The sequence below is a fragment of the Dyella dinghuensis genome (assembly GCF_003977615.1).
GTDB classification, from domain to species: domain Bacteria; phylum Pseudomonadota; class Gammaproteobacteria; order Xanthomonadales; family Rhodanobacteraceae; genus Dyella_B; species Dyella_B dinghuensis.
Window position 1 is genome coordinate 95,420 of sequence record NZ_RYZR01000002.1, and the last position, 21,545, is coordinate 116,964.

At 59.4% G+C, this 21,545-nt stretch carries 12 protein-coding genes; 5 read left to right on the forward strand and 7 right to left on the reverse strand.

Annotated elements, in window-relative coordinates:
• Window positions 1-2: 2 nt before the first annotated feature.
• From EKH79_RS01520 to EKH79_RS01535, 4 genes are all read right to left on the reverse strand, one after another.
• Entirely contained in the window at window positions 3-3,311 is a 3,309-nt protein-coding gene (locus EKH79_RS01520) for an efflux RND transporter permease subunit (protein ID WP_126672033.1), read from the reverse strand.
• A complete protein-coding gene (locus tag EKH79_RS01525) occupies window positions 3,308-6,415 on the reverse strand; it encodes an efflux RND transporter permease subunit (RefSeq protein ID WP_126672034.1) in 3,108 nt (1,035 codons plus the stop codon). The genes EKH79_RS01520 and EKH79_RS01525 overlap by 4 nt, the downstream gene beginning before the upstream one ends.
• Before the next feature lie 19 nt (window positions 6,416-6,434).
• The gene (locus tag EKH79_RS01530) at window positions 6,435-7,688 is read right to left on the reverse strand and encodes an efflux RND transporter periplasmic adaptor subunit (RefSeq protein WP_126672035.1); all 1,254 of its coding nucleotides are present in this window, start codon (window positions 7,686-7,688) and stop codon (window positions 6,435-6,437) included.
• A gap of 324 nt (window positions 7,689-8,012) precedes the next feature.
• Window positions 8,013-8,888, reverse strand: a complete 876-nt coding sequence (locus EKH79_RS01535; protein WP_126672036.1) for a DMT family transporter — start codon at window positions 8,886-8,888, stop codon at window positions 8,013-8,015.
• Window positions 8,889-9,204: 316 nt separating this feature from the next.
• Between EKH79_RS01535 and EKH79_RS01540 the strand changes: the two genes are divergently transcribed.
• The 4 genes from EKH79_RS01540 to EKH79_RS01555 all read left to right on the forward strand — a co-directional run bounded on the left by EKH79_RS01540 (window position 9,205) and on the right by EKH79_RS01555 (window position 14,825).
• Window positions 9,205-10,389 carry a hypothetical protein gene (locus EKH79_RS01540; protein WP_199754083.1) on the forward strand — a complete coding sequence of 395 codons (1,185 nt, stop codon included), beginning with the start codon at window positions 9,205-9,207 and terminating at the stop codon, window positions 10,387-10,389.
• A 146-nt stretch (window positions 10,390-10,535) separates the two neighbouring features.
• A complete protein-coding gene (locus tag EKH79_RS01545) occupies window positions 10,536-11,705 on the forward strand; it encodes an acyl-CoA dehydrogenase family protein (RefSeq protein ID WP_126672037.1) in 1,170 nt (389 codons plus the stop codon).
• A 189-nt stretch (window positions 11,706-11,894) separates the two neighbouring features.
• The gene (locus EKH79_RS01550; RefSeq protein ID WP_126672038.1) at window positions 11,895-12,434 is read left to right on the forward strand and encodes a GNAT family N-acetyltransferase; all 540 of its coding nucleotides are present in this window, start codon (window positions 11,895-11,897) and stop codon (window positions 12,432-12,434) included.
• A gap of 120 nt (window positions 12,435-12,554) precedes the next feature.
• A complete protein-coding gene (locus EKH79_RS01555) occupies window positions 12,555-14,825 on the forward strand; it encodes a thiamine pyrophosphate-dependent enzyme (RefSeq protein ID WP_126672039.1) in 2,271 nt (756 codons plus the stop codon).
• 48 nt (window positions 14,826-14,873) lie between these two features.
• Here EKH79_RS01555 and EKH79_RS01560 read toward each other — a convergent pair whose 3' ends face one another.
• The 3 genes from EKH79_RS01560 to EKH79_RS01570 form a co-directional block, all read right to left on the reverse strand.
• On the reverse strand, window positions 14,874-16,637 hold the full coding sequence (locus EKH79_RS01560; RefSeq protein ID WP_233590130.1) for a sensor domain-containing diguanylate cyclase: 1,764 nt from the start codon (window positions 16,635-16,637) through the stop codon (window positions 14,874-14,876).
• Window positions 16,638-17,084: 447 nt separating this feature from the next.
• Entirely contained in the window at window positions 17,085-19,217 is a 2,133-nt protein-coding gene (ppk1, locus tag EKH79_RS01565; protein WP_233590156.1) for a polyphosphate kinase 1, read from the reverse strand.
• A 146-nt stretch (window positions 19,218-19,363) separates the two neighbouring features.
• Complete coding sequence (locus tag EKH79_RS01570; RefSeq protein ID WP_126672041.1) at window positions 19,364-20,155, reverse strand: AraC family transcriptional regulator; 792 nt, start codon at window positions 20,153-20,155, stop codon at window positions 19,364-19,366.
• 165 nt (window positions 20,156-20,320) lie between these two features.
• On the opposite strand from EKH79_RS01570, the gene EKH79_RS01575 reads away from it, so the two are divergent.
• Window positions 20,321-21,526 carry an MFS transporter gene (locus EKH79_RS01575; protein WP_199754085.1) on the forward strand — a complete coding sequence of 402 codons (1,206 nt, stop codon included), beginning with the start codon at window positions 20,321-20,323 and terminating at the stop codon, window positions 21,524-21,526.
• Window positions 21,527-21,545 lie beyond the last annotated feature (19 nt).

Below are 21,545 nucleotides of genomic sequence, written 5' to 3' on the forward strand. Positions count from 1 at the left end.
GTTCATGCGCTTGCGTCCGATCTGTTCCACGGCAACGTGGCCGACCAGCTGGCCAGTCGTGCGCGCAGACGGTCGAGGTAGAGGTAAATCACCGGCGTGGTGTACAGGGTAAAGACCTGGCTGAGAATCAAACCGCCCATCACGGTGATGCCGAGCGGTTGGCGCAACGATGCACCCTGGCCGATGCCTACCGCCAGCGGCACCGCACCGAGCACGGCCGCAGCGGTCGTCATCATGATCGGGCGAAGACGAACCACTGCCGCGTCATGAATCGCTTTCTGTGCATCGTAACCATCGTCGCGCTGTAGATGGATGGCGACGTCGATCATCATGATCGCGTTCTTCTTCACGATACCGATCAAAAGGATGATACCGATCATCGCGATCACCGAGAACGGCGTACCGAAGATCAGCAACGCGAGCGTCGCGCCGATGCCGGCGGAGGGCAGGGTGGAGAGAATGGTGATGGGATGCACCGTGTTCTCATAAAGAACGCCAAGCACGATATAGACCGCGGCGAGCGCTGCCAGAATCAACAGCGGCATCGTCGACATCGATTGCGAATAGACTTGCGCCGCGCCGGCGGTGCCGCCGTGAATGGATGCCGGCATGCCCAATTCCTGCGACGCCTGGCCGATCGCATTCAACGCGTTGCTCAAGGAGCCGCCGGGCGGCAGGTTGAACGAGATGGTTGCGGCGACCAAACCGTCTTGATGGCTAACCTGAGTAGCCGTGTGATTGTTGGTATACATGGCCAATGCGGGGAACGGCACCATGGTTTCCGACGACGTACTGTCCGCACTACCGCTGGAACTGCCACCCTTCGAGTTGGAGATGGAGTTCGTCAGCTGATTGGCTTCGGCGTTCGAGTTCAGTGAATTGGTGCCGGATGAAGACGTGGATGTAGCTGTCACTGCAGCATGCGCGGTAACGCCAGACACCGTTCCCCCCGGCATCTGCGTTTGTTGTGTTCCGCTCGCGTTACCGGCCGCGGTGCTGAAGCGGATGCGCTGGAGCATCTGCGGGTATTGCCAATACTTCGGCGCCACTTCCATCACGACAAAGTACTGGTTGAGCTGGTTGTACACGGTGGATACCGTGCGCTGACCGAACGCGTCGTACAGCACGCTGTCGAGCTGATTGGGGGCGAAACCGTAGCGCGCAGAGGTTGCGCGATCCATTGTTACGTAAGTCTGCAGGCCGTTCTGCTGCAAGTCCGAGTTAACGTCCGTCAATTGAGCACGGTACTTGGCTAACGCCGTCACCAGTTTAGGCACCCATGTGTACAGCGCTTGAGGATCGTCGCTGGTCAGGGTGTACTGATATTCCGCCGCAGAACTGCGGCCGCCGATGTGCAGATCCTGCGCAGCCTGCAAGAACAGCTTTGCACCCGACACCGCGTTCAATTTGGGCCGCAGGCGATCCACCACTTGAGAGGCGGAAAGCTTGCGTTGCGCCAACGGTTTCAACTCGATAAACACGTTGGCGGTATTCAGTGCGCGACCACCCGTGAAGCCCGCGACGGATTCGACAGCGGGATCTTTCTGCACGATCGATTGCAGTTGTGCGAGCTTCTTTTCCATCGCCTGGAACGAGATGCTCTGGTCCGCAATGATCTGACCCATCAGGATGCCGTTGTCCTGTTCCGGGAAGAAGGTCGACGGCACTAGTTTGATCAGGAAAACATTCAGCACGATCAGGCCAATCAACATCAGGCCGACCAGCAGCGCGTGATCGAGCACTTTCGTCAGCGAGCGCGAATACGCATTCTTGAAGCGATCGAACTGCTTCTCGTACCAGACTGCCCAGCGCGCCTTGGAATGCATGCCCGCACCGGGACGCAGAACGTAGGCCGCCATCGTCGGCGTGACGGTAAGCGAGATGATCAGCGAGAACAGGATGGCAATGGAAAGCGTGACGGCAAATTCGTGAAAGAGCAGGCCGATGATGCCGGGCATCAGGAGAATCGGCAGGAATACCGCGATCAGCGACAGGCTCATCGAGATCACGGTGAAGCAAACCTCGCCGCTGCCGCGCAGCGCCGCTTCGCGCACATCCATGCCGGCCTCGACATGGCGCACGATGTTTTCCAGCACGACCACCGCATCGTCCACGACGAACCCCGTGCCGATGGTCAACGCCATCAGCGAAAGGTTGTCGATGCTGTAACCCATCAGATACATCGGGCCAAAAGTGCCGACGATCGATAGCGGCAACGCGACGGCGGGAATCAGAATCGCCCGTCCCGATTGCAGGAAGACGAACACCACGCCGATCACCAGCAGCACGGCGATAAACAGGGTACGTTCGGTATCGCCCACGGCAGCGTTGACCGATTGCGAACGATCGACGGCAATACCGATGTGAATATTGCTGGGCAGCGTTGCTTCGATAGACGGCAACACTTGGCGGATTTGTGCGACTGTCTTGACGATGTTGCCGCCGGGCAATGGATAGACGATCACCAGCACCGCAGGCTTGCCGTTATACAAACCCATGTTGCGGATGTTTTCGGCGGAGTCTTCCACGTCGGCGACATCGCGCAACAGTACGGGAGCGCCATTGCGATAGGCCACCACCAGGTCGCGATAAGGCGCGGCCTTGTTGATCTGATCGTTGGAGGTGACTTCGTAACGCTGACCATCCTGGTCGATATGACCCTTGGCGCTATCTGCATTCGCTGCGCTGATGGCTGCGCGCACGTCTTCCAGGCCGATACCGTAGCTGTTGAGCTGATCCGGCTGCAGTTCCGCGCGCACGGACGGTAATGCGCTGCCGCCCAGCGTGATTTCACCGACACCATCGACCTGCGACAACTGCTGCTGGATGACCGAGTCGGCCGAGTCGTAGAGCTGCGCACGCGTAAGCGTATCTGACGTCAGCGCGAGCACCATGATCGGCGAATCCGCTGGATTGTATTCGCGGTAGCTTGGGTTGTTACGCAGCGTGGTCGGCAAGTCGGCGCGCGCGGCTTGAATGGCGGCCTGCACGTCGCGCGCGGCGCCATTGATGTCGCGGTTCAATCCGAACTGAATCACGATCTGCGCGGAGCCGACATAGCTTGTCGAAGTCATTTCGGAGACGTCGGCAATGGCGCCAAGGCGTTTTTCCAGCGGCTCGGCCACAGTGGACGCCATGATGTCCGGACTGGCGCCCGCCATGTTCGCCTGCACCACGATGACGGGGTAGGTCACGTTCGGTAGCGGCGCGACAGGCAAATGGAAATACGCCAGAAAGCCCGACAGCAGAATGGCGATCGCCAACAAGGTGGTCGCCACCGGCCGGTTGATGAAGAGCGCGGAAATGTTCACGGCGCGCTCTCACCTGCTGCCTGCGACGGCTTGCGATTGAATCGCTGTGCCAGGCGATCGAAGTAGAGATAGATGACCGGCGTGGTGAACAGCGTCAGCAACTGGCTCAGCATCAGACCGCCGATGATCGCCAGACCCAGCGGGCGGCGCAGTTCCGAACCGGTGCCGCTACCCAGCAGCATCGGCAATGCACCGAGCATAGCGGCTAGCGTTGTCATCAGAATCGGGCGGAAACGCAGCAACGAGGCTTCGAAGATCGCTTCCTCCGGCGGCTTGCCGTGATCGCGTTCGGCTTCGAGCGCGAAGTCCACGATCATGATCGCGTTCTTCTTCACGATACCGATCAACAAGACGATGCCGATGATGCCGATTACGTCCAGGTCCGCACCTGCGACCATCAACGCCAGCAACGCACCGATACCGGCAGATGGCAACGTCGAGAGAATCGTGACCGGATGGATGAAGCTCTCGTACAGCACGCCGAGCACGATATACACCGCCACCAGCGCAGCGATCAGCAAGTACACCTCGCTGGAGAGCGAATCCTGGAACGCTTGAGCCGCGCCCTGAAACGATGACGTAATCGACGACGGCAATTGCACGGCCTTCTCGGCCTGGTTGACCTCGTCGACTGCTTTGCTCAGCGATGCGTCCTGAGCAAGGTTGAACGAGATGGTGACCGACGGGAACTGCGCCAGATGGCTGATCGCCAGGGGCGACTTGGTGACCTGGATCTTCGCAATCGCATTGAGCGGCACCTGTCCGGAACTGCTTGTCTGGCTGGGCAAGTACAACTCGCCCAACGATTGCAGTGTCGGCAGTTTTTCCGGCTTTGCCACCAGAATCACGCGGTACTGGCTCGACTGATCGAAAATCGTCGAGACGATGCGTTGTCCCAATGCGTCGTAGAGGGCGTTGTCGATGGTCGCTGCGGTAATGCCGTAGCGCGCAGCAAGCTGGCGATTCACTTCGACGTTGACGCTTAAGCCGTCGTTGTTCAAGTCGCTGGTCACATCGCGAATCGACTTGATCTGCTTCATCTTGTCGATCAACGCAGGAACGTATTGCTGGAACGCCTGCTGGCTCGGGCCGCGCAGCACGAACTGATACTGGTTGGGCGAGATGGTCGTGTCGAGCGTCAGATCCTGCTCGGGCTGCAAATACAACTTGATGCCCGGCACGTTTGCGACTTCGTCCTGAATGCGGCGTGCGATCTGTTCGGCCGTTTCGGAGCGATCGTCGCGTGCCTTCAGATTGATCAGGAAGCGGCCGTTGTTCAACGTGGTATTGGTACCGTCGATGCCCACGTAGGACGTCAGATTGGTAACGTCCTTGTCCTTGAGGATGGCTTCGGCCAGCTGCGCCTGACGATCGACCATCGTCGTGTACGACACGGAGTTGTCGGCGATGCTAATGCCCTGGATCACACCCACGTCCTGGACGGGGAACAAACCCTTGGGTATCACGATGTACAGGATCACCGTGATGGCTAGCGTTACGAAGAACGTGATCAGCGTGGCAAGCTGATGACTCATGACAAAGCGCAAGCCTCGCTCGTAAGCGGCGAGTGTCTTGTTGAAGAGGTTTTCGCTGATTTGCTCGAAGCGGCTGGGGTGCCGTTCCTTCTGGGCGCGCAAAATACGTGCACACAGCATCGGTACCAATGTCAGCGAGACCACACCTGAAAGCACGATCGTGACGGCGAGGGTGACGGCGAACTCGCTGAAGAGCCGGCCGATCACGCCGCCCATGAACAGCAGCGGGATCAACACCGCGATCAGCGATACGGTCAACGACACAATGGTGAAGCCGATCTGTCCCGCTCCAATCAATGCAGCATTGAGCGGCGTTTCACCTTCTTCCAGGTAACGCACGATGTTCTCGATCATCACGATCGAGTCGTCGACGACGAAACCGGTGGCGATGATCAGCGCCATCAGCGACAGGTTGTCGATCGAGTAATTGAGCTCGTACATCATCGCCAGCGTGCCGATCAACGACACGGGCACCGAGATGCTGGGAATGATCGTGGCCGGCAGGTTGCGGAGGAATACGAAGATCACCAGCACCACGAGCACCACGGCGAGTACCAGCTCGAATGCAGCATCCGACACAGACGAGCGGATCACGCCGGTACTGTCGGATACCACGTCGACCTTCATGCCCGCGGGCAGGGTCGATTCCAGCTGTGGCAATTCCTTCTGGATCTGATCGACCGTGGCGATCACGTTGGCGCCGGGCTGGCGCTGCACGTTCAAGACGATGGCCGGTGTCTTGTTGTACCAGGCGCCTTGTTCGGTGTTCTGCGCCGCTTGTGTCACACGCGCGACATCGCGCAGGTACACCGGTGCACCGTTCTGATACGAGACCACCGTATTCAAATAATCGACCGGATCCTGGATCTGATCGTTGCCGTTGATCGTGTAATCGAGATCGGGACCGTCGAAGTTGCCCTTCGGCTGACTCACGTTCACGTTGGCGATCAGCGAACGCAGGTCGTCGATATTAAGGCCGTAGGCGGCCAGTTTCTGTGGATCCGCTTCCACGCGCACGGCAGGCACGTTGCCGCCTGCCGGTGTCACCAGACCCACGCCCGATACTTCGGAAATCTTGGTGCCGAGACGATTGTTGGCAATGTCCTGCAACTGCGGCAGCGACATCGATTTGGAGGTGACTGCCAGCGTAAGGATCGGTTGATCGGCCGGATTCACCTTCGCGTAGGTCGGCGGCGCGGGTAGGCCGCTCGGCAACAAACTGTTGGCTGCGTTGATCGCTTCCTGCACGTTCTGTTCGGCAACGTCGAGATTCAACGATAGATCGAACTGCAGGGTGATGATCGATGCGCCGGCGGAACTGCTCGACGTCATCTGCTGCAAGCCGGGAATTTCACCCAGCTGTACTTCCAGTGGCGCGGTGACCGTGGTCGCCATGACCGAAGGGCTGGCGCCAGGGTAGAAGGTCTGCACCTGGATCGTCGGGTAGTCGACGTCAGGCAGTGATGAGACCGGCAGAAAACGCATTGCGACGAGGCCCACCAACACAAGGGCGATCATCAGCAGCGATGTGGCTACCGGCCTGAGAACGAACAGGCGGGAAATGTTCATCGGATCGCGTGTCCGCTAATCACGAAGCGGACGAATCGGAGTCGGAGCTTTTCTTATGCTTCCTACTCTGATGCGCTGCTGCCGAGGACGAGGCCGATGCAGGCGCGCTGCTGGACTCTGCGGGTTTCGCGCCAGCGAGCTTGATCTTCGCGCCGTCGCTCAGGCGATCCATGCCGTCTGTCACCACGGTCTGGCCATTGGAGATACCCGAAAGGATCACGGTGTTCTTGCCGTCGCTCGGACCGGTCGTCACCTTTTGCACAGTCACGCTGTCATCGCTGTTGACCAGATACACGAATTCGCCTGGCGCGCCGGTTTGCACGGCAGGCGTCGGTACCAGCACGGCGTTCTGCATCGTGTTGACCAGCAAGCGCGCGTTGACGAATTCGTTCGGATACAGCGATTCATCGTCATTCGGGAACGTCGCACGAAGGGTTACGGTGCCCGTGCTTGTCGCCATCTGATTGCTGATGGCATACAGCGAGCCTGCGGCGAGCTGCTTGCTGTTGTCGCTATTGAAAACCGTCACCGGCAACTTCGAGCCGGAACCGAAACGTTGCAGCACATCGCCCAGCGAGTTTTGCGGCACGGTGAATTGCACAGTAGTCGGTTTCATCGTCGTGATGACCACAATGCCGGGCGAGCTCGACGCGGTTACGTAATTGCCCGGATCGACCAGTCGTAAACCAACGCGACCTGCGACCGGCGCGGTGATATGGCAATAGGTGAGATCGAGTTCATCCTGTGCGATAGCCGCTTTGTCGGCCTGCACGGATGCCGCATCCTGCGCGACCAGGAATTTCTGATCGGTGAATGTTTGTTCGGCAATCGACTTCTGTTCGTGCAACTGCGTGAAACGGGCGAGATCAGAGCGTGCCTGATCGAGACTGGCCTGATCTTTCGCGAGCTGTGCCTCGGCTTGTTGCTTGTTGATCTCGTATTGACGCGGATCGATCTGCGCGAGGAACTGACCTTTCTGGACGTCCTGGCCTTCCTGGTAACCCACTTCCGTGAGATAGCCGCTCAACTGTGGCAGCACGGTGACAGTAGCGACGGGTGTGACGGTGCCGAGCTCGTTCAAGATCACCGGCATGCTGCCCAGGGTGGCCTTGGCGCTGCTCACCACGATGGGTGGCGTGCCTGGCTTCGCCTTCTGTCCTGTAAAGATATGTAACAAGATCAGGGCGACAATCACCAAGGCCACGATCGCGGCGATCCATACACCGCGCTTCTTTTGACCGTGTCCGGCTGCACGTGGGGTATCGGCAGTCATAACCATCTCCAGAGGTTCATTCTTCAGTTTACAAGAGCTTTTCCAATTGCCGAAGCGTCACAAAAAGGGGAAGGACAGCGTCGGCGAAACGCTCAAATGGAGGAAAACGGGAAATTGTTAATGTGGTTGACGTGGAAGGAGGGTGACGCGTGGCCTATATGAGGGTGTCGTCATGTATGAGACTATTGGCTAGATTCCATATGTGTGCGTGCAGTGAACGTACGCTTGTTCACTGAGAACCTGCTTATGACTGCATCCTTATGACTGTATGGGAAGGCAGTCGTTCCTCGTGCAGCACGTCGCGCAGCACGCAAGGTCACTCCCTCAGACCATCTTCGCGCGTTTCCACCATGGCGTGACTTTTTCTTCACGCACCAAGGTGAACAGGCCTGCGCCCAGAATCATCACGATGCCGATGAGCATCGGCCAGTCGAGTTTGTCTCCGAACAGCCAGTAACCGAAGCCGATCGCCCATAGCATCTGGCTGTATTGCGTGGGCGCGACGCGGTTCGCTGGAGCGATCAGCGTGGCATACATCAACAGCACGCCAGCGAGTGCCGCCAACAAGCCATAACCGGCGAGCAGTTCCCACTGGTGCAGATTCGGCCACGCAAAGTGGGGAATCATCATCAACGCGCCGGCGACCAGCGGACCGACCACGCCTGCACCATAAAGACTGATCCGCTTTTCATGCGGACCGGCCATGCGCAGTGCAACGACCGACGCCGCGGCGACAAGACCGCAAATCAGTGCGGCGACATGACCTACCCCAAGCGCCCGAAATCCCGGGCGCAACACTACGAGCACACCGAGGAAGCCGACAACGACCGCTGACCAGCGTCGCCAGCCGACATGTTCTTTCAGAAAAAGCACGGACAGCAGTGTCACGAAGATCGGCATCAGAAAGATCAGCGTGAACACCTCGGCCATCGGCAGCAGCGTGAATGCGGTGACCGAAGCGATATTTCCAATCGCGCCCGATAGCGCGCGTATCCACCAGAGCACGGGCTTGCGCGCCGTTACCACATCGCGCCAGCGGTCTTCCTTGGCCATGATGAAAGGCAACGCGAGCAAACCGAATGCAGCGCCAAAGAACACCGACTCATACGGTGCGATCGTCCCGTGCAGGCATTTCACGAATGCATCGCTTATCGCATAAGCCGCAAAGCTGGCGAAGCCTAGGAGGACGCCTTTGATCATGTTTGGTCCAGTGAAGCCAGCGGCATGGTGGTGGGGAAGGGCGCAGGGAGAAATGTATGAAAAAGGCTCGAATGAATACTAATGACGTATGCGGACGACGAAATTCTCGGCATTTCTCCCATAGCTCGCGGCGCAACGGCTGACGTGAGTCAAGCTTCTCGCAAGGTAGTGTTCTGCGGGATGCGTTCCTGTCGGTGAAAGCGCGTATTTCCGTGATCGTTGCGTGTCGCCGACAAGGATAGCTGTGACCTCTGGCGGCAACCACATTGATTTTCCGCGGTTGCCTCGATTTTGTCCCTGCAAGGATGCGATAGCCTTGAATCTTCAGCGATTGCCGGCAAGCACGGCTGGTTTGGTGTTTTCAGTTCTGATGCTCCTCAGTACACGTGTTCTGGCGGTCGAGGTCACGGACAATTTCGATCTGGGCGGTGCCATACGCGCCCGCGTCGATCAGGATTCAAGCCGTGGCGTTCGCGAGTTCGGTATCGATACCTTGATGCTGAGCGCCAAATACAACTCCGACAGCTGGATCGGTGCGGCCCGCTATCGCTTCTATGGCAAGGACTATCCGTACCAATACACGCATCACTTTGGCGATATCAATTTCGCGGAATATGCGTGGATCGGCTATCGCTTCGATCCCACCCAGCAGGTGCAGGTTGGCCTCAATCAAATACCGTTCGGCCTGCAGCGGCTTTATAGCGACACGTTCCTCGAAACGGTAGCTTTCACGATGGGACTGGAAGACGTCGACGAGGTGGGTGCTAAGTACATCAAGGACATCGGCGACTGGAATCTCCAGACGGGTTATTACGCGCGTCCGGCGTGGCGCGGTCACGGCACCAGCAATGGCAGTACGTATTCGACGGTGGTGACACCGGGTGATTCGTACGTAGATGGCGGCAGCCGCAACGTCGAGCGAAACATGTTCGTGGCGCGGCTCGCGCGAAATGTGCAGATGGGCGCGTGGAAAAACGAGTTCGGCGCGTCCGTACTCACATCCACCTTGTACAACCTCGACACGCATCGCGACGGTCAACGCTATGACGCTGCTGTGCATTACACAGGCAAGAACGGCCCGTGGAACGTCAGGCTGCAATACACCCGCCAGACGATGTCGCTGAAGAATCCGATGGGCGACAACCAGACGATCAGCGTGGGCGGCTATGACGGCACCTACAACATGGCCACGCGCGGCAACCTTTATCAGGCGAATGCGAGCTACGCGATCCCGGGTAGCTATCTCGGCGGATGGATCAAGGATGCGCAGCTGTACACGAGCTACGACCTGTACGTGAAATCCGATCCTCAATTCCGCAACACGCAACGCTGGATCGTCGGCACGTCGTTTTCGCTCAAATTCCTCTCGATCTATGTCGAATGGCGTGAGGGCCGCAACGACCCTTATATCGGCGACAGCAGCTACGCCCAGAGCCTCGCGGCCGGGGGCGTGAACGACTGGCGAGGGCAGCTGTTCATGAGCATCGGGTACTACTTCTGAGGGCCGGGCCGTTTGCTCCGGCCGCGCCCGGCCGGCCGCCCGGATCGCAGCTGGCTCCAGGCTGACGGGCCGCCGCGCCCTGAGATGACCCGGAAGCAGCCCCCCAGCTAGAATGTAGGGCTTCCCCGACCGTTTCCGGAACCGCTATGGCAGCCCGTTTGAATCCGCTCGACTTGTATGACGTCCGCTCCCTGCTCACTGACGAAGAGCGCATGGTCCAGGACACCGTCGGCCGTTTCGTCGACGAAAAAGTCCTGCCGATCATTGGCGACTGCTTCGATCAAGGGCGTTTCCCCAAGGAACTGATTCCGGAAATCGCCAGCCTCGGCTTACTGGGCGCCACCATTCCCGAAAAGTACGGCTGTGCCGGGATGAACGGCGTTAGCTACGGCTTGATCTGCCAGGAAATGGAACGCGGTGATTCGGGCCTGCGCAGTTTCGCCTCCGTGCAGAGCTCGCTGTGCATGTATCCGATCTACGCCTACGGCAACGAAGAACAGAAGATGCATTACCTGCCGAAGATGGCCGCGGGTGAAATCATCGGCTGCTTCGGCCTTACCGAACCGCACGGCGGTTCCGATCCGGCGAACATGAAAACCAACGCCAAGAAAGATGGCGGCGATTGGATCATCAATGGCGCCAAGATGTGGATCACCAACGGTAACATCGCACATATCGCCATTGTGTGGGCGCAGACGGAAGACGGCATCCAGGGCTTTATCGTTCCGACGGATACCAAAGGTTTCACCGCGCAGGAAGTGCACAAGAAGATGAGCCTGCGCGCGTCGGTGACCTCTGCGCTGTTCTTCGACAACGTGCGCGTGCCGGACGCCAACCGCTTACCGAACGTCAAAGGTCTGAAAGGTCCGCTCGGCTGCCTCAACCAAGCGCGTTACGGCATTACCTGGGGCCCGATCGGTGCTGCCCAGGCATGCTTGAAGGAAGTGCTGGATTACACGCAGGAGCGCATCCTGTTCGGCCGCCCGCTTGCCGCCAATCAGGCGATCCAGCTGAAGCTGGCCGATATGGCCCGCCGCATCACCAGCGCACAGCTGCTGTCGTTGCAGCTCGGCCGCCTCAAAGATGCGGGCAAGCTGGAGCCCACGCAGGTGTCGCTCGCCAAGTGGAACAACGTGCGCATGGCGCTGGATATCGCACGCGAATGCCGCGACATCCTCGGCGGCGCGGGCATCACGGTGGAACACTCCGCGATTCGTCATGCGCTGAATCTGGAATCGGTCATCACCTACGAAGGCACCGAAACCGTGCATCAGCTCGTGGTGGGCCGCGAACTCACGGGCATTAACGCGTTCTGACCTCAGCGTCTCAGATGACCCCTTCTCCCCCCTTGGGGAGAAGGCCGGGATGAGGGCCATTCTTGCGATGGAGTTCGCTTGAAGCGGATTTGTTGAAAGACCTTCGCGAGGTTGGCCCCTCACCTCGATCCTCTCCCCAAAGGGGAGAGGAGGTGTTTGCAAAAGCCGTGTTTGATTTGGAGCCGAGCTTTGTCGATCCCCGATATACGCATCGAAACCGAACGCCTGATTCTGCGTCCTCCTGCGGGTGATGATTTCGCGGCATACGCGGAAAACATGGCGGACGTCGAAGCGGCACGCTTTATCGGCGGCCAGCAACCGCGCGAACTGGCGTGGCGTGGTTTTCTTACGCTAGCCGGTGCATGGGCCATTCAAGGCTTCGCCATGTTCTCGGTCATCGAGAAAGAAACCGGGCGCTGGATCGGTCGCCTCGGGCCGTGGCATCCGGTGGGTTGGCCCGGCACGGAAGTCGGTTGGGGGCTGGCGCGCGAAGCGTGGGGCAAAGGCTATGCCTACGAGGGATGTGTCGCTGCCATCGACTGGACGTTCGAGCACCTGGGCTGGAGCGACATGATTCACTCCATCGATTCCGACAATGCCGCCTCGATCGCACTCGCCAAACGTCTTGGTTCTACCTTGCAGCGCAAACTAGATATGCCGCCACCGTATCAGGGCAGGGTGGCCGAGATTTGGGGACAAACGCGAGAACAATGGCTGCGACGCAGATGACAGCGATCAGCCCGTCCCTGCGCAATCGATTGTGTTTTCTAACGCTGCCGGTTCTCATGCACCGCACTGATTTTTGATTCGCGATCCCGCGATCCGTCTTAAACGAGAAACATACACATCATGTCCGCCAATCCCATCGCCGCCCGTCACAAGGGCTTCAACCGCGCCGAGATCGTCGATCAGAACTTCACGGAGTTCTTGCAGTTGTGGAACGGTAACGTTCGCGCCAAGCCGCGCGACAACGATCCGATCTTGCCGGGCAGTGCGCTGGATGCCCGTGGATTCCGTGAACTGCTGGAATCGCAGCTGATCTCGCGTCATCTGGATCTGATGGCGCGTGTCTTGCGCGTGCAGAACAAGGTGTTTTACACCATCGGCAGTTCCGGTCATGAAGGCAACGCAATGGTCGCGCGTCTGACGCGGCATACCGACCCGGCGTTCCTGCACTACCGTTCCGGCGGTTTCATGGCCGAGCGCTTCCGCAAGCTGCCAGGCATGGATCCGGTGATGGATTCGGCAATGTCGTTTGCAGCAAGCAAAGCTGATCCGGCATCGGGCGGACGTCATAAAGTGTGGGGCAGCAAACCGCTTTGGGTATTGCCGCAAACATCGACCATTGCTTCGCATTTGCCGAAAGCGCTGGGCACCGCCGTTGCCATCGAACAGGCGCGCCGCATCGGTCATCGGTTGCCGATACCGGATGATTCCATCGCCATTTGCTCGTTCGGCGACGCGTCCAGCAACCACGCGACCGCGCAAACGGCCTTCAATGCAGCGTCATGGACGGCCTACCAGAAACTTCCCGCACCCGTGCTGTTCGTGTGCGAAGACAACGGCATCGGTATTTCGGTAAAGACGCCGAGTGGTTGGGTGGCCAACAACTTCCAGCATCGCCCGGATCTGGATTACTTCTTTGCCGACGGCCTCGATCTGGCCGAAGGTTACGCACAGGTGCAGCGTGCGGTCGATCATTGCCGTAACACGCGCCGCCCGACGTTCCTGCATCTGAAGACCACGCGCATCATGGGTCATGCGGGTACCGATTTCGAAATCGAATGGCGCAGCATTGAAGAACTGGTTGCGGTCGAAGCCTCCGATCCGCTGTTGCGTTCCGCTGCCATCGCGCTCGAATCGGGCCTTTACACGAAAGACGAATTGCTCGCGCTCAACGACACTTTCCGCAAGCGCTGCTTCGCAGCGGCGGAAGAGGCCGATCGCAGCCCGAAGCTTGAGCGTCTCGATGACGTGATGGCGCCACTCGCGCCATACACGCCCGCGAAGGTGAAAGCCGAAGCAGAACGCGCCGATTACAACGACAAGCGTATCGCTGTATTCGGTGGCGAAGAAAAACTGCCTGAGAAGCAGCCGCCGCGTCATCTGGCCATCCAGATCAATCAGGCCTTGCACGATGTCATGGCCAAATATCCGGAAACGCTGCTGTTTGGCGAGGACGTCGCACAGAAGGGCGGCGTCTACACCGTGACCAAGGGCCTGCAGAAAGCCTTCAAGGGCAGCCGCGTTTTCAACACATTGCTCGATGAAACCGTGATCCTCGGTCTTGCCCAGGGTTACGCCAACATGGGCATGCTGCCGATCCCGGAAATTCAGTATCTGGCGTACTTCCATAACGCATGCGACCAGATTCGCGGCGAGGCGGCGTCGCTGCAGTTCTTCTCGAACAACCAGTACCGCAACCCGCTCGTCATGCGCATTGCGGCGTTGGGTTATCAGCGTGGCTTCGGTGGTCACTTCCATAACGACAACTCAATTACCGCACTACGCGACATTCCCGGTCTCGTCGTCGGTTGCCCAAGCCGCGGCGACGATGCCGCCACCATGTTGCGTACCATGATGGCGCTGGCCAAGGTCGATGGCCGTGTCTGCGCATATCTTGAGCCTATCGCGCTGTACATGACGAAGGATCTCTACGAAGCGGGCGATGGTCAGTGGCAGTTCGCGTATCCCGAGCCGGGTGAAGCGATGACGTTGGGCGAAGGCCGCGTCTATGACGACAAAGCCAACGACCTGGTGATCTTCACCTTCGGCAACGGCGTGCCGATGGCCTTGCGTTCGGCGCGTACCATCGAAAAAGAACTCGGCTGGAAAACGCGCGTCGTCGACCTTCGCTGGCTGGCGCCGCTCAATGACGCGTTCATTGCGGCACAGGCGAAGAACGCCAAGCGCATTCTTGTGCTCGATGAAGGACGCAAGAGCGCGGGTGTGGGCGAGGGTGTCATCACCGCCATCGTCGAAGCCGGTTACGGCAGCACGCCGCTCGAGCGCGTGGTCGGTGCCGATACCTACACACCGCTCGCCGGTGCAGCATTCCTCGTGTTGCCGGGTGACACAGAGGTCGTCGCTGCCGCGAAGAAACTAGCCGTACGCAAGTAAGTCTAAGAGATATCGCCGAGCCTTCTCTCCTGCAACGGAGAGAAGGCGTCAGCGCTCTTGTTCGCGCGAATGACGGGATTTGTGATGGCCGCTGATCATTCCCGCCCGCCGCTCAAACGTATGCACATGATTGCGGCCGTTGAGCTTGACGTAATACATCGCCTGATCGGCGCGTTCGATCAGTGACTCCAGCGTATCGCCCAGGCTGCGCATCGCCAGGCCAATACTCACGCTGAGCAACAGGTCTTTTTGATCCACCGGAATTTCCAGCCGGTGCACGCGCCGGCACAGGCGCGTGGCAACTTGCGTGGCCTGTTCCTGATTCGTACCGTGCAGCATGGCGACGAATTCTTCGCCGCCGTAACGCCCCAGCAAATCGGAAGGGCGCAATTCGTGGCTGAGCACTTCGGAAACGGCAACCAGCGCGCGGTCGCCAGCGGCGTGACCCTGGCGATCATTGAGCGTCTTGAAATGATCGAGATCGAGAAAGAGCAGCGCAACCGGCTGATTCGTGTTGGCGGTGTCCGCCATCATTTTGCTGGCAGCTTCCGTCCACGCACGACGGTTGAGCAGATTGGTAAGCGCATCGCGATCGGCTAGCACGCGTACGCTATCGCGGTCGCGCCGCATCGTCAGCGCACGGTCGGCAAGGCCGAGCGACAGCACGATGGCCTCGAACGCACCCATCGCAATGCTCGCATCGTTGAGCCAATCCAGCGTAGGTAGCGCGCCGGTTACCTGTGCGCTCGTCATCGCCGTCAGCACCAGCAAGGGCGTCCAGCCAACGAGGAAGAACCACGCCTGGCGCGAGCCACGCACGCCGGCAGTCAGCGCAGTGATCAACAGCAGTAGCGCGCCGAGCATCAGCACAGGGTTGATAAGCGTCTGCGCCATCGTCACGAGTGGCGCAATGTGGCTGCAGCGCAGCAGCACGATCAGCGTCATGCCGATACCCAGCGCTACGACGGGCACGCGCAAGGCCGAGGCATAACGGGAAAGATCGCAGAAGCGGCCGATAAACAACGCGGCGAAAGAGACCGATAATGCGACGGCCGATGCACCCACCAGCGTTTCATAGCCGGCGAGCCAGCTCATGCCTAACGGATGAAACAGGAACCCCGTCTGCACACCTTGCACGATCACATAGCAAAGCATGTAGCCGGTGTACCAGGCAAAGGTCATGTCGCGCAGAATGATCGCGAAGCACAACGCCATCAGCGCCATGGCCACCATCACCGCAAAGCATGCAGTGGCAAAGGCAAGCCAGTTGGAGTCTTCCTGCAGGTAATCGTCGAGGTTCTGCAGTTCGAAGCGCTCGGGCGCGGCGAGCGTGTCGCTCGGTTCGAACTTCAGGAGAATCGGTTCGGCGGTGCCGCTTTCGACGGTGGTCAGGCGGAACGCCAGACGACCGTGCCCGTGCAGCGGGGCAGAAAAATCGTCCAGTGCGAGTGTGCGGATGGGTACGTTGTTCGCGCCGTACAGCGTTATGGATCCGAGCGGAGCGGGGTAGATCGAAAGCACACGTTCGTCGCCGTCCCGAATGGGTAGAGGCTGGAGCACGACCCAACTGCCCAGCGTGTCGCGTGGGAATCGCTGCAACATGGCCGGATTGAAGGAGCGCAACGCTCCATGGCGGAACGCATCCACGATCCGCGCGGGCGCGTCGCCGCGAACGACTTCGCGCCACGCGCCACGAAGCGGAAAGCCTGGAGTGGCATGCAGCAGCGAAAACAGGATCAGCCAGACAAAAGGCAGGGCAGCCAGAAGCCACCTGCGGTGCTGCCATCCCTTTGGTAAAACGTCCGTCGTCACCTCAGCCCCTTGTTTCTGAAGTGGCCATGGGCTCCGCTTACGCGTCCCATGGCCTGACTCCGGTGTTCCTCTCTCACGCCCGATCAATGTCATAGATCGACCATGGCACCCCCATTGTGGACTTCCTGTGGGGGTGGGGAACTGCCGGTCATTATTCTGCAGCAATCATGCAGGGGCCGTGCCAGCCCGTTAATGGGCTCAACGGGTGGTTTCGCATTGAATTACCGGCGTTTGACGCCCCTTCTTTCAGTAGGGTGTGACCGGTTGGGTCAGGTTTGTGACGACGAAGGGTGTACGGCGGCGATTAAGGCGCCGCCGTCGGGGCAGCTGGCGCAAGGACTCGTTCCACCGTCATTGGCGGATGCGGTGGAACGGCTGGTAACGCGGACGGCTTCGCCAAACACGGGTAGCGTGGGTGCGTAAGCAACGCCATGCGTAACGTTGGATTTATCTGCCTGTTGGTGCGCCCGGGCCGCAATATTTTTCCAGCAGCTGTTGCTGCACGTCATGCGGTGTCTGCGAGTCCGTCGGCTGCAATCGCACATATTGCCCATCCGACTGCAGCACCCACGCGGTGGTGTTGTCGCACAGGTAGATGTCCAGATCCTTGCGAATGCGCTGGCGCAATTTGCGATCTTCGATCGGGAAGGCCGTTTCCACGCGACGATCCAGGTTGCGTTCCATCAGGTCGGCGCTCGCCAGGTAAAGAACCTCATCACCGTCGTTCGCAAACCAATAAGCACGGCTGTGTTCAAGGAAACGGCCGATGATCGAGCGAACGCGAATGTTCTGCGAAACACCCGGAATGCCGGGGCGAAGGCAGCAAGTGCCGCGAACGATCAGATCGACCTTCACGCCTGCGATGCTTGCCTTGTACAGCGCGCGGATCATCTTCGCGTCGGTCAGCGCGTTGATCTTGATGATGATGTGAGCCGGTTTGCCCGCTTCGGCATGCGCGGTTTCACGCGCGATCATGTCGAGCAACGACTTCTTCAGCGTGAACGGCGCATGCAGCAGCTTCTTCATTTTAAGCAGCTTGCCCATGCCGGTGAGCTGGCTGAAAAGCTTGTGCACGTCTTCGCAGAGTGCAGCGTCGGAGGTCAGGAAGCTGTAATCGGTGTACAGGCGGGCATTGCCGCTGTGGTAATTACCGGTGCCTAGATGCGCGTAGCGTTGCAGCTTCTGGCCTTCGCGGCGCTGGATCAGAATGAGTTTTGCGTGTGTCTTGACGTCCACCACGCCGTAGATCACCACGGCGCCGGCTTGTTGCAAGCGCGTGGCGAGGCCAAGGTTGGATTCTTCATCGAAGCGGGCGCGCAGCTCGACGACGGTAATCACTTCCTTGCCGGCGCGCGCGGCCTCCACCAGCGCATCCACAATCTCGGAATTGGCGCCGGTGCGATAAAGCGTCTGCTCAATGGTGAGCACGGCCGGATCTTTCGCGGCCTGGCGCACGAGGTCGACAACGGTGGAGAACGATTCGTAAGGGTGGATCAACAGCACATCCTGCTTGTTGATCACCTGGAACAAATCCTCAGCCTTTTTCAGCGACTTCGGAATGGCCGGCACGAAAGGCGGGTACTGCAGCGTAGGATCCTGGCAACGGCTCACGATGCCGAAAAGACGGGTGAGGTTGACCGGGCCGTTCACTTCGTAAAGCTCGGCTTCGCTCAGGCCGAATTGTTTGAGCAGATAGTCGGTCAGTTTCTTCGGGCAGTTATCGGCTACTTCCAAGCGCACGGCATCACCGAATCGGCGCGAAGACAATTCGCCGCGCAACGCGCGGGCGAGATCATCCATTTCTTCCGGATCGATGGTGAGGTCGGCGTTGCGCGTCAAACGGAATTGATAGCAACCGCGCACTTCCATGCCGGGGAACAGCTCGTCGGCGTGCGCATGGATGATGGAAGAAAGCAGTACGTAATTCTCGCCGCCTTCGCAGACATCGTCAGGCAAACGGATGGTGCGCGGGAGCACACGCGGTGCAGGCAGAATTGCCAGGCCCGAATCGCGGCCGAACGCATCCACGCCTTCCAGCTCGACGATGAAGTTCAGGCTTTTGTTGACGAGTAACGGGAACGGATGGGTCGGATCCAAGCCGATCGGCGTCATCATCGGCGCGACTTCCTGGCGGAAGTAGCGATGCACCCAACGCTTCTGCGCGGCCGTCCAGCTTTCGCGGCGCACGATGCGGATGCCGTGTTTGTCCAGTTCCGGCAACAAGCGTTCGTTGAGGATGGCGTACTGGCGAGTGATCTGGCGATGCGCGATCTCGCTGATCTCGGCGAGCGCCTGTCGCGGTTGAATGCCATCCGGTCCGGCAATTTCGTGCCCGAATGCCAACTGGCTCTTCAGGCCTGCAACACGGATCTCGAAGAACTCGTCCATGTTGCTGGAAAAGATCAGCAGGAATTTCAGCCGTTCCATCAGCGGCGTGCGTTCGTCGAGCGCTTGTTCCAGCACGCGGTTATTGAACTGCAGCTGCGAGAGCTCGCGATGGATGTAGTACGCCTTGTCGTTCAGGTCGACGGTCGGTGTCGGCGTTGATGCAGTGACTTCGGCGGCGGTGGCAGCGGACATGGCATCTTGCTCGTGGCGTTTGCTCATCGGTGCGTCATCCACGGAGCGATCCTTGGATGGCGAGGCCTTGCCCGCGCGTGCGGGACTCTGTTTTGCCATCTTGCGTGAGCGCGTTGACACGGATGTGACATCGGAATCGGCTTGCGTCATACCACGTCTACCTTATGCGGAATCAAGTAATGACTGGGCGCAGCGCCCAGTGTGCGCCGAAAAGCGGCGGTAAAAGCGCTGGTGCTGCTGTAACCAAGCTCAATCGCGACGTGCGTCACCGATTGCCCGCGCCCCAGCCGGGCCAGCGCTGCGAGCAGGCACGCCTGCTGTCGCCAGTTGCTGAAGCTCATGCCGGTTTGCTGGCGGAAAAGGCGGGTAAAACTGCGGCGACTCATGTCGGCTTTGTGCGCCATCGTGTCGATGTCGATTTCCAGCGAGGGAGCCTGGATCATCGCATGGCAGAGCTGAGCCAGACGTGGATCCTGCGGCAGCGGTGTGTTCAACGGCAGCGCGGGCATCGTCGCAATTTCATTGATCAGCAGACGCATCAGGTGATCGTCGCGGCCGCCCAGTGCGTATTCGGCCGGTAAATCCACGGCTTCCGACAGCAGAGCATGCAGCAGGGGCGAGACGCTGATGACGGTGCAATGTTCCGGCAGGGCCGCTCTCTCGGCCGCTTCGGGAAGAACGTAGGCACTGCGAGTGCTGGTCGGGCCACCCATGTGCACGACGTGAGCCGCGCCAGCAGGAATCCAGAGCGCACGGCGCGGCGGAACCACCCAGCTGCCCTCGGTAGTGGTCACGGTCAGTACGCCGGTAATGGCGTACAGGCACTGTCCGCGCTTGTGCGTATGGCTGGGCAATACCGTGCCGGCTGGATAATCGTTGCCGGTGGCGACGACGTCGCGCGGGGTGTCTTCGTAGGCGCTAACGCGAGTATTTCGCACAATTGGCCCGAATTCGACAATGAATGACCCGATAGTGCATGCAGGCCGCGACGTCCTACTTTAAGGTGTGACCCGCATCGACGCAAATCGAGTCCCCACTCCCCCGAGTTTATGGAAAACACAGCCGAATCCCTTGCACTGCCTACGCCCGTCGAAGCGGAACCGATGCCGGTTACCGCCCCCGTGCAGCGCACGGATTACGCGATCCTGGGCGCCATCAGTTTTTCGCATCTGCTCAACGACATGATTCAGTCGTTGATCGTGGCGATCTATCCGGTCCTCAAAGGCGGTTTTAATCTGAGCTTCGGGCAGATCGGCCTGATCACGCTGACCTACCAGGTGACGGCTTCGCTGCTGCAGCCGCTGGTCGGCGTGGTGACGGATCGCAAACCGATGCCGTACTCGTTGCCGGTGGGCATGGGCTTTACCTTGTGCGGTCTGTTGCTGCTGGCGGTCGCGCCGAATTTCGCCGTGCTGCTGGTGGCAGCAGCGTTGGTCGGAACCGGTTCGTCCGTGTTTCATCCGGAGTCCTCGCGCGTGGCGCGTCTGGCATCGGGTGGTCAGCATGGACTTGCCCAGTCGTTGTTCCAGGTCGGCGGCAACACCGGCTCTTCAATCGGACCGTTGCTGGCAGCGTGGGTCATCGTTCCGCATGGCCGTGGCAGCGTTGCGTGGTTCTCGCTTGCTGCGTTGCTCGCGATGGTGGTGTTGATGCAGGTGGGGCGTTGGTATCGCCTGCATCATGTCAGCCGCGGCAACGTTGTGCGTCACACGACCGGCGAAACGTTGAGCCGCAACACCATCGTCATGGCGCTGTTGATTCTGGGGCTGCTGATCTTCTCCAAGTATTTCTATCTGGCGAGCATCAGCAGCTACTACACGTTTTATTTGATCCACACGTTCGGTCTGTCCGTGCAAAGCGCGCAGATGCATCTTTTCATCTTCCTCTTTGCGGTCGCGGCCGGTTCGTTTTTTGGCGGCCCGATTGGCGACAGGGTGGGGCGCAAGTGGGTGATCTGGGTATCGATCCTAGGCGTGGCGCCTTTCACGCTGGCGTTGCCGCATGCGAACCTTTTCTGGACGAGCGTGTTGAGCGTGGTGATCGGCCTGATCCTGTCGTCTGCATTTTCGGCGATTCTCGTCTATGCGCAGGAGTTGATTCCGGGACGCGTGGGCATGATTTCCGGCATGTTCTTCGGCTTTGCATTCGGCATGGGCGGTATTGGTGCCGCGGTGCTCGGACGCGTTGCGGATGTGCACGGTATCGATTATGTGTATTCGCTGTGCGCATACTTGCCGTTGATCGGTGTGCTGGCGGTGTTCCTGCCAAATCTCGAACGTCCGAAACGATTGAAGAAAGCGGTGGCCTGATCGACTCCATTTTCGCAAT

What these genes read in the sequence shown, in the direction of transcription:
- EKH79_RS01555 (WP_126672039.1), top strand. Translation starts at nt 12,555, where the DNA reads ATGTCCGCCAATCCCATCGCCGCCCGTCACAAGGGCTTCAACCGCGCC.
- EKH79_RS01535 (WP_126672036.1), bottom strand. Translation starts at nt 8,888, where the DNA reads ATGATCAAAGGCGTCCTCCTAGGCTTCGCCAGCTTTGCGGCTTATGCG.
- EKH79_RS01525 (WP_126672034.1), bottom strand. Translation starts at nt 6,415, where the DNA reads ATGAACATTTCCCGCCTGTTCGTTCTCAGGCCGGTAGCCACATCGCTG.
- ppk1 (WP_233590156.1), bottom strand. Translation starts at nt 19,217, where the DNA reads ATGTCCGCTGCCACCGCCGCCGAAGTCACTGCATCAACGCCGACACCG.
- EKH79_RS01530 (WP_126672035.1), bottom strand. Translation starts at nt 7,688, where the DNA reads ATGACTGCCGATACCCCACGTGCAGCCGGACACGGTCAAAAGAAGCGC.
- EKH79_RS01545 (WP_126672037.1), top strand. Translation starts at nt 10,536, where the DNA reads ATGGCAGCCCGTTTGAATCCGCTCGACTTGTATGACGTCCGCTCCCTG.
- EKH79_RS01575 (WP_199754085.1), top strand. Translation starts at nt 20,321, where the DNA reads ATGCCGGTTACCGCCCCCGTGCAGCGCACGGATTACGCGATCCTGGGC.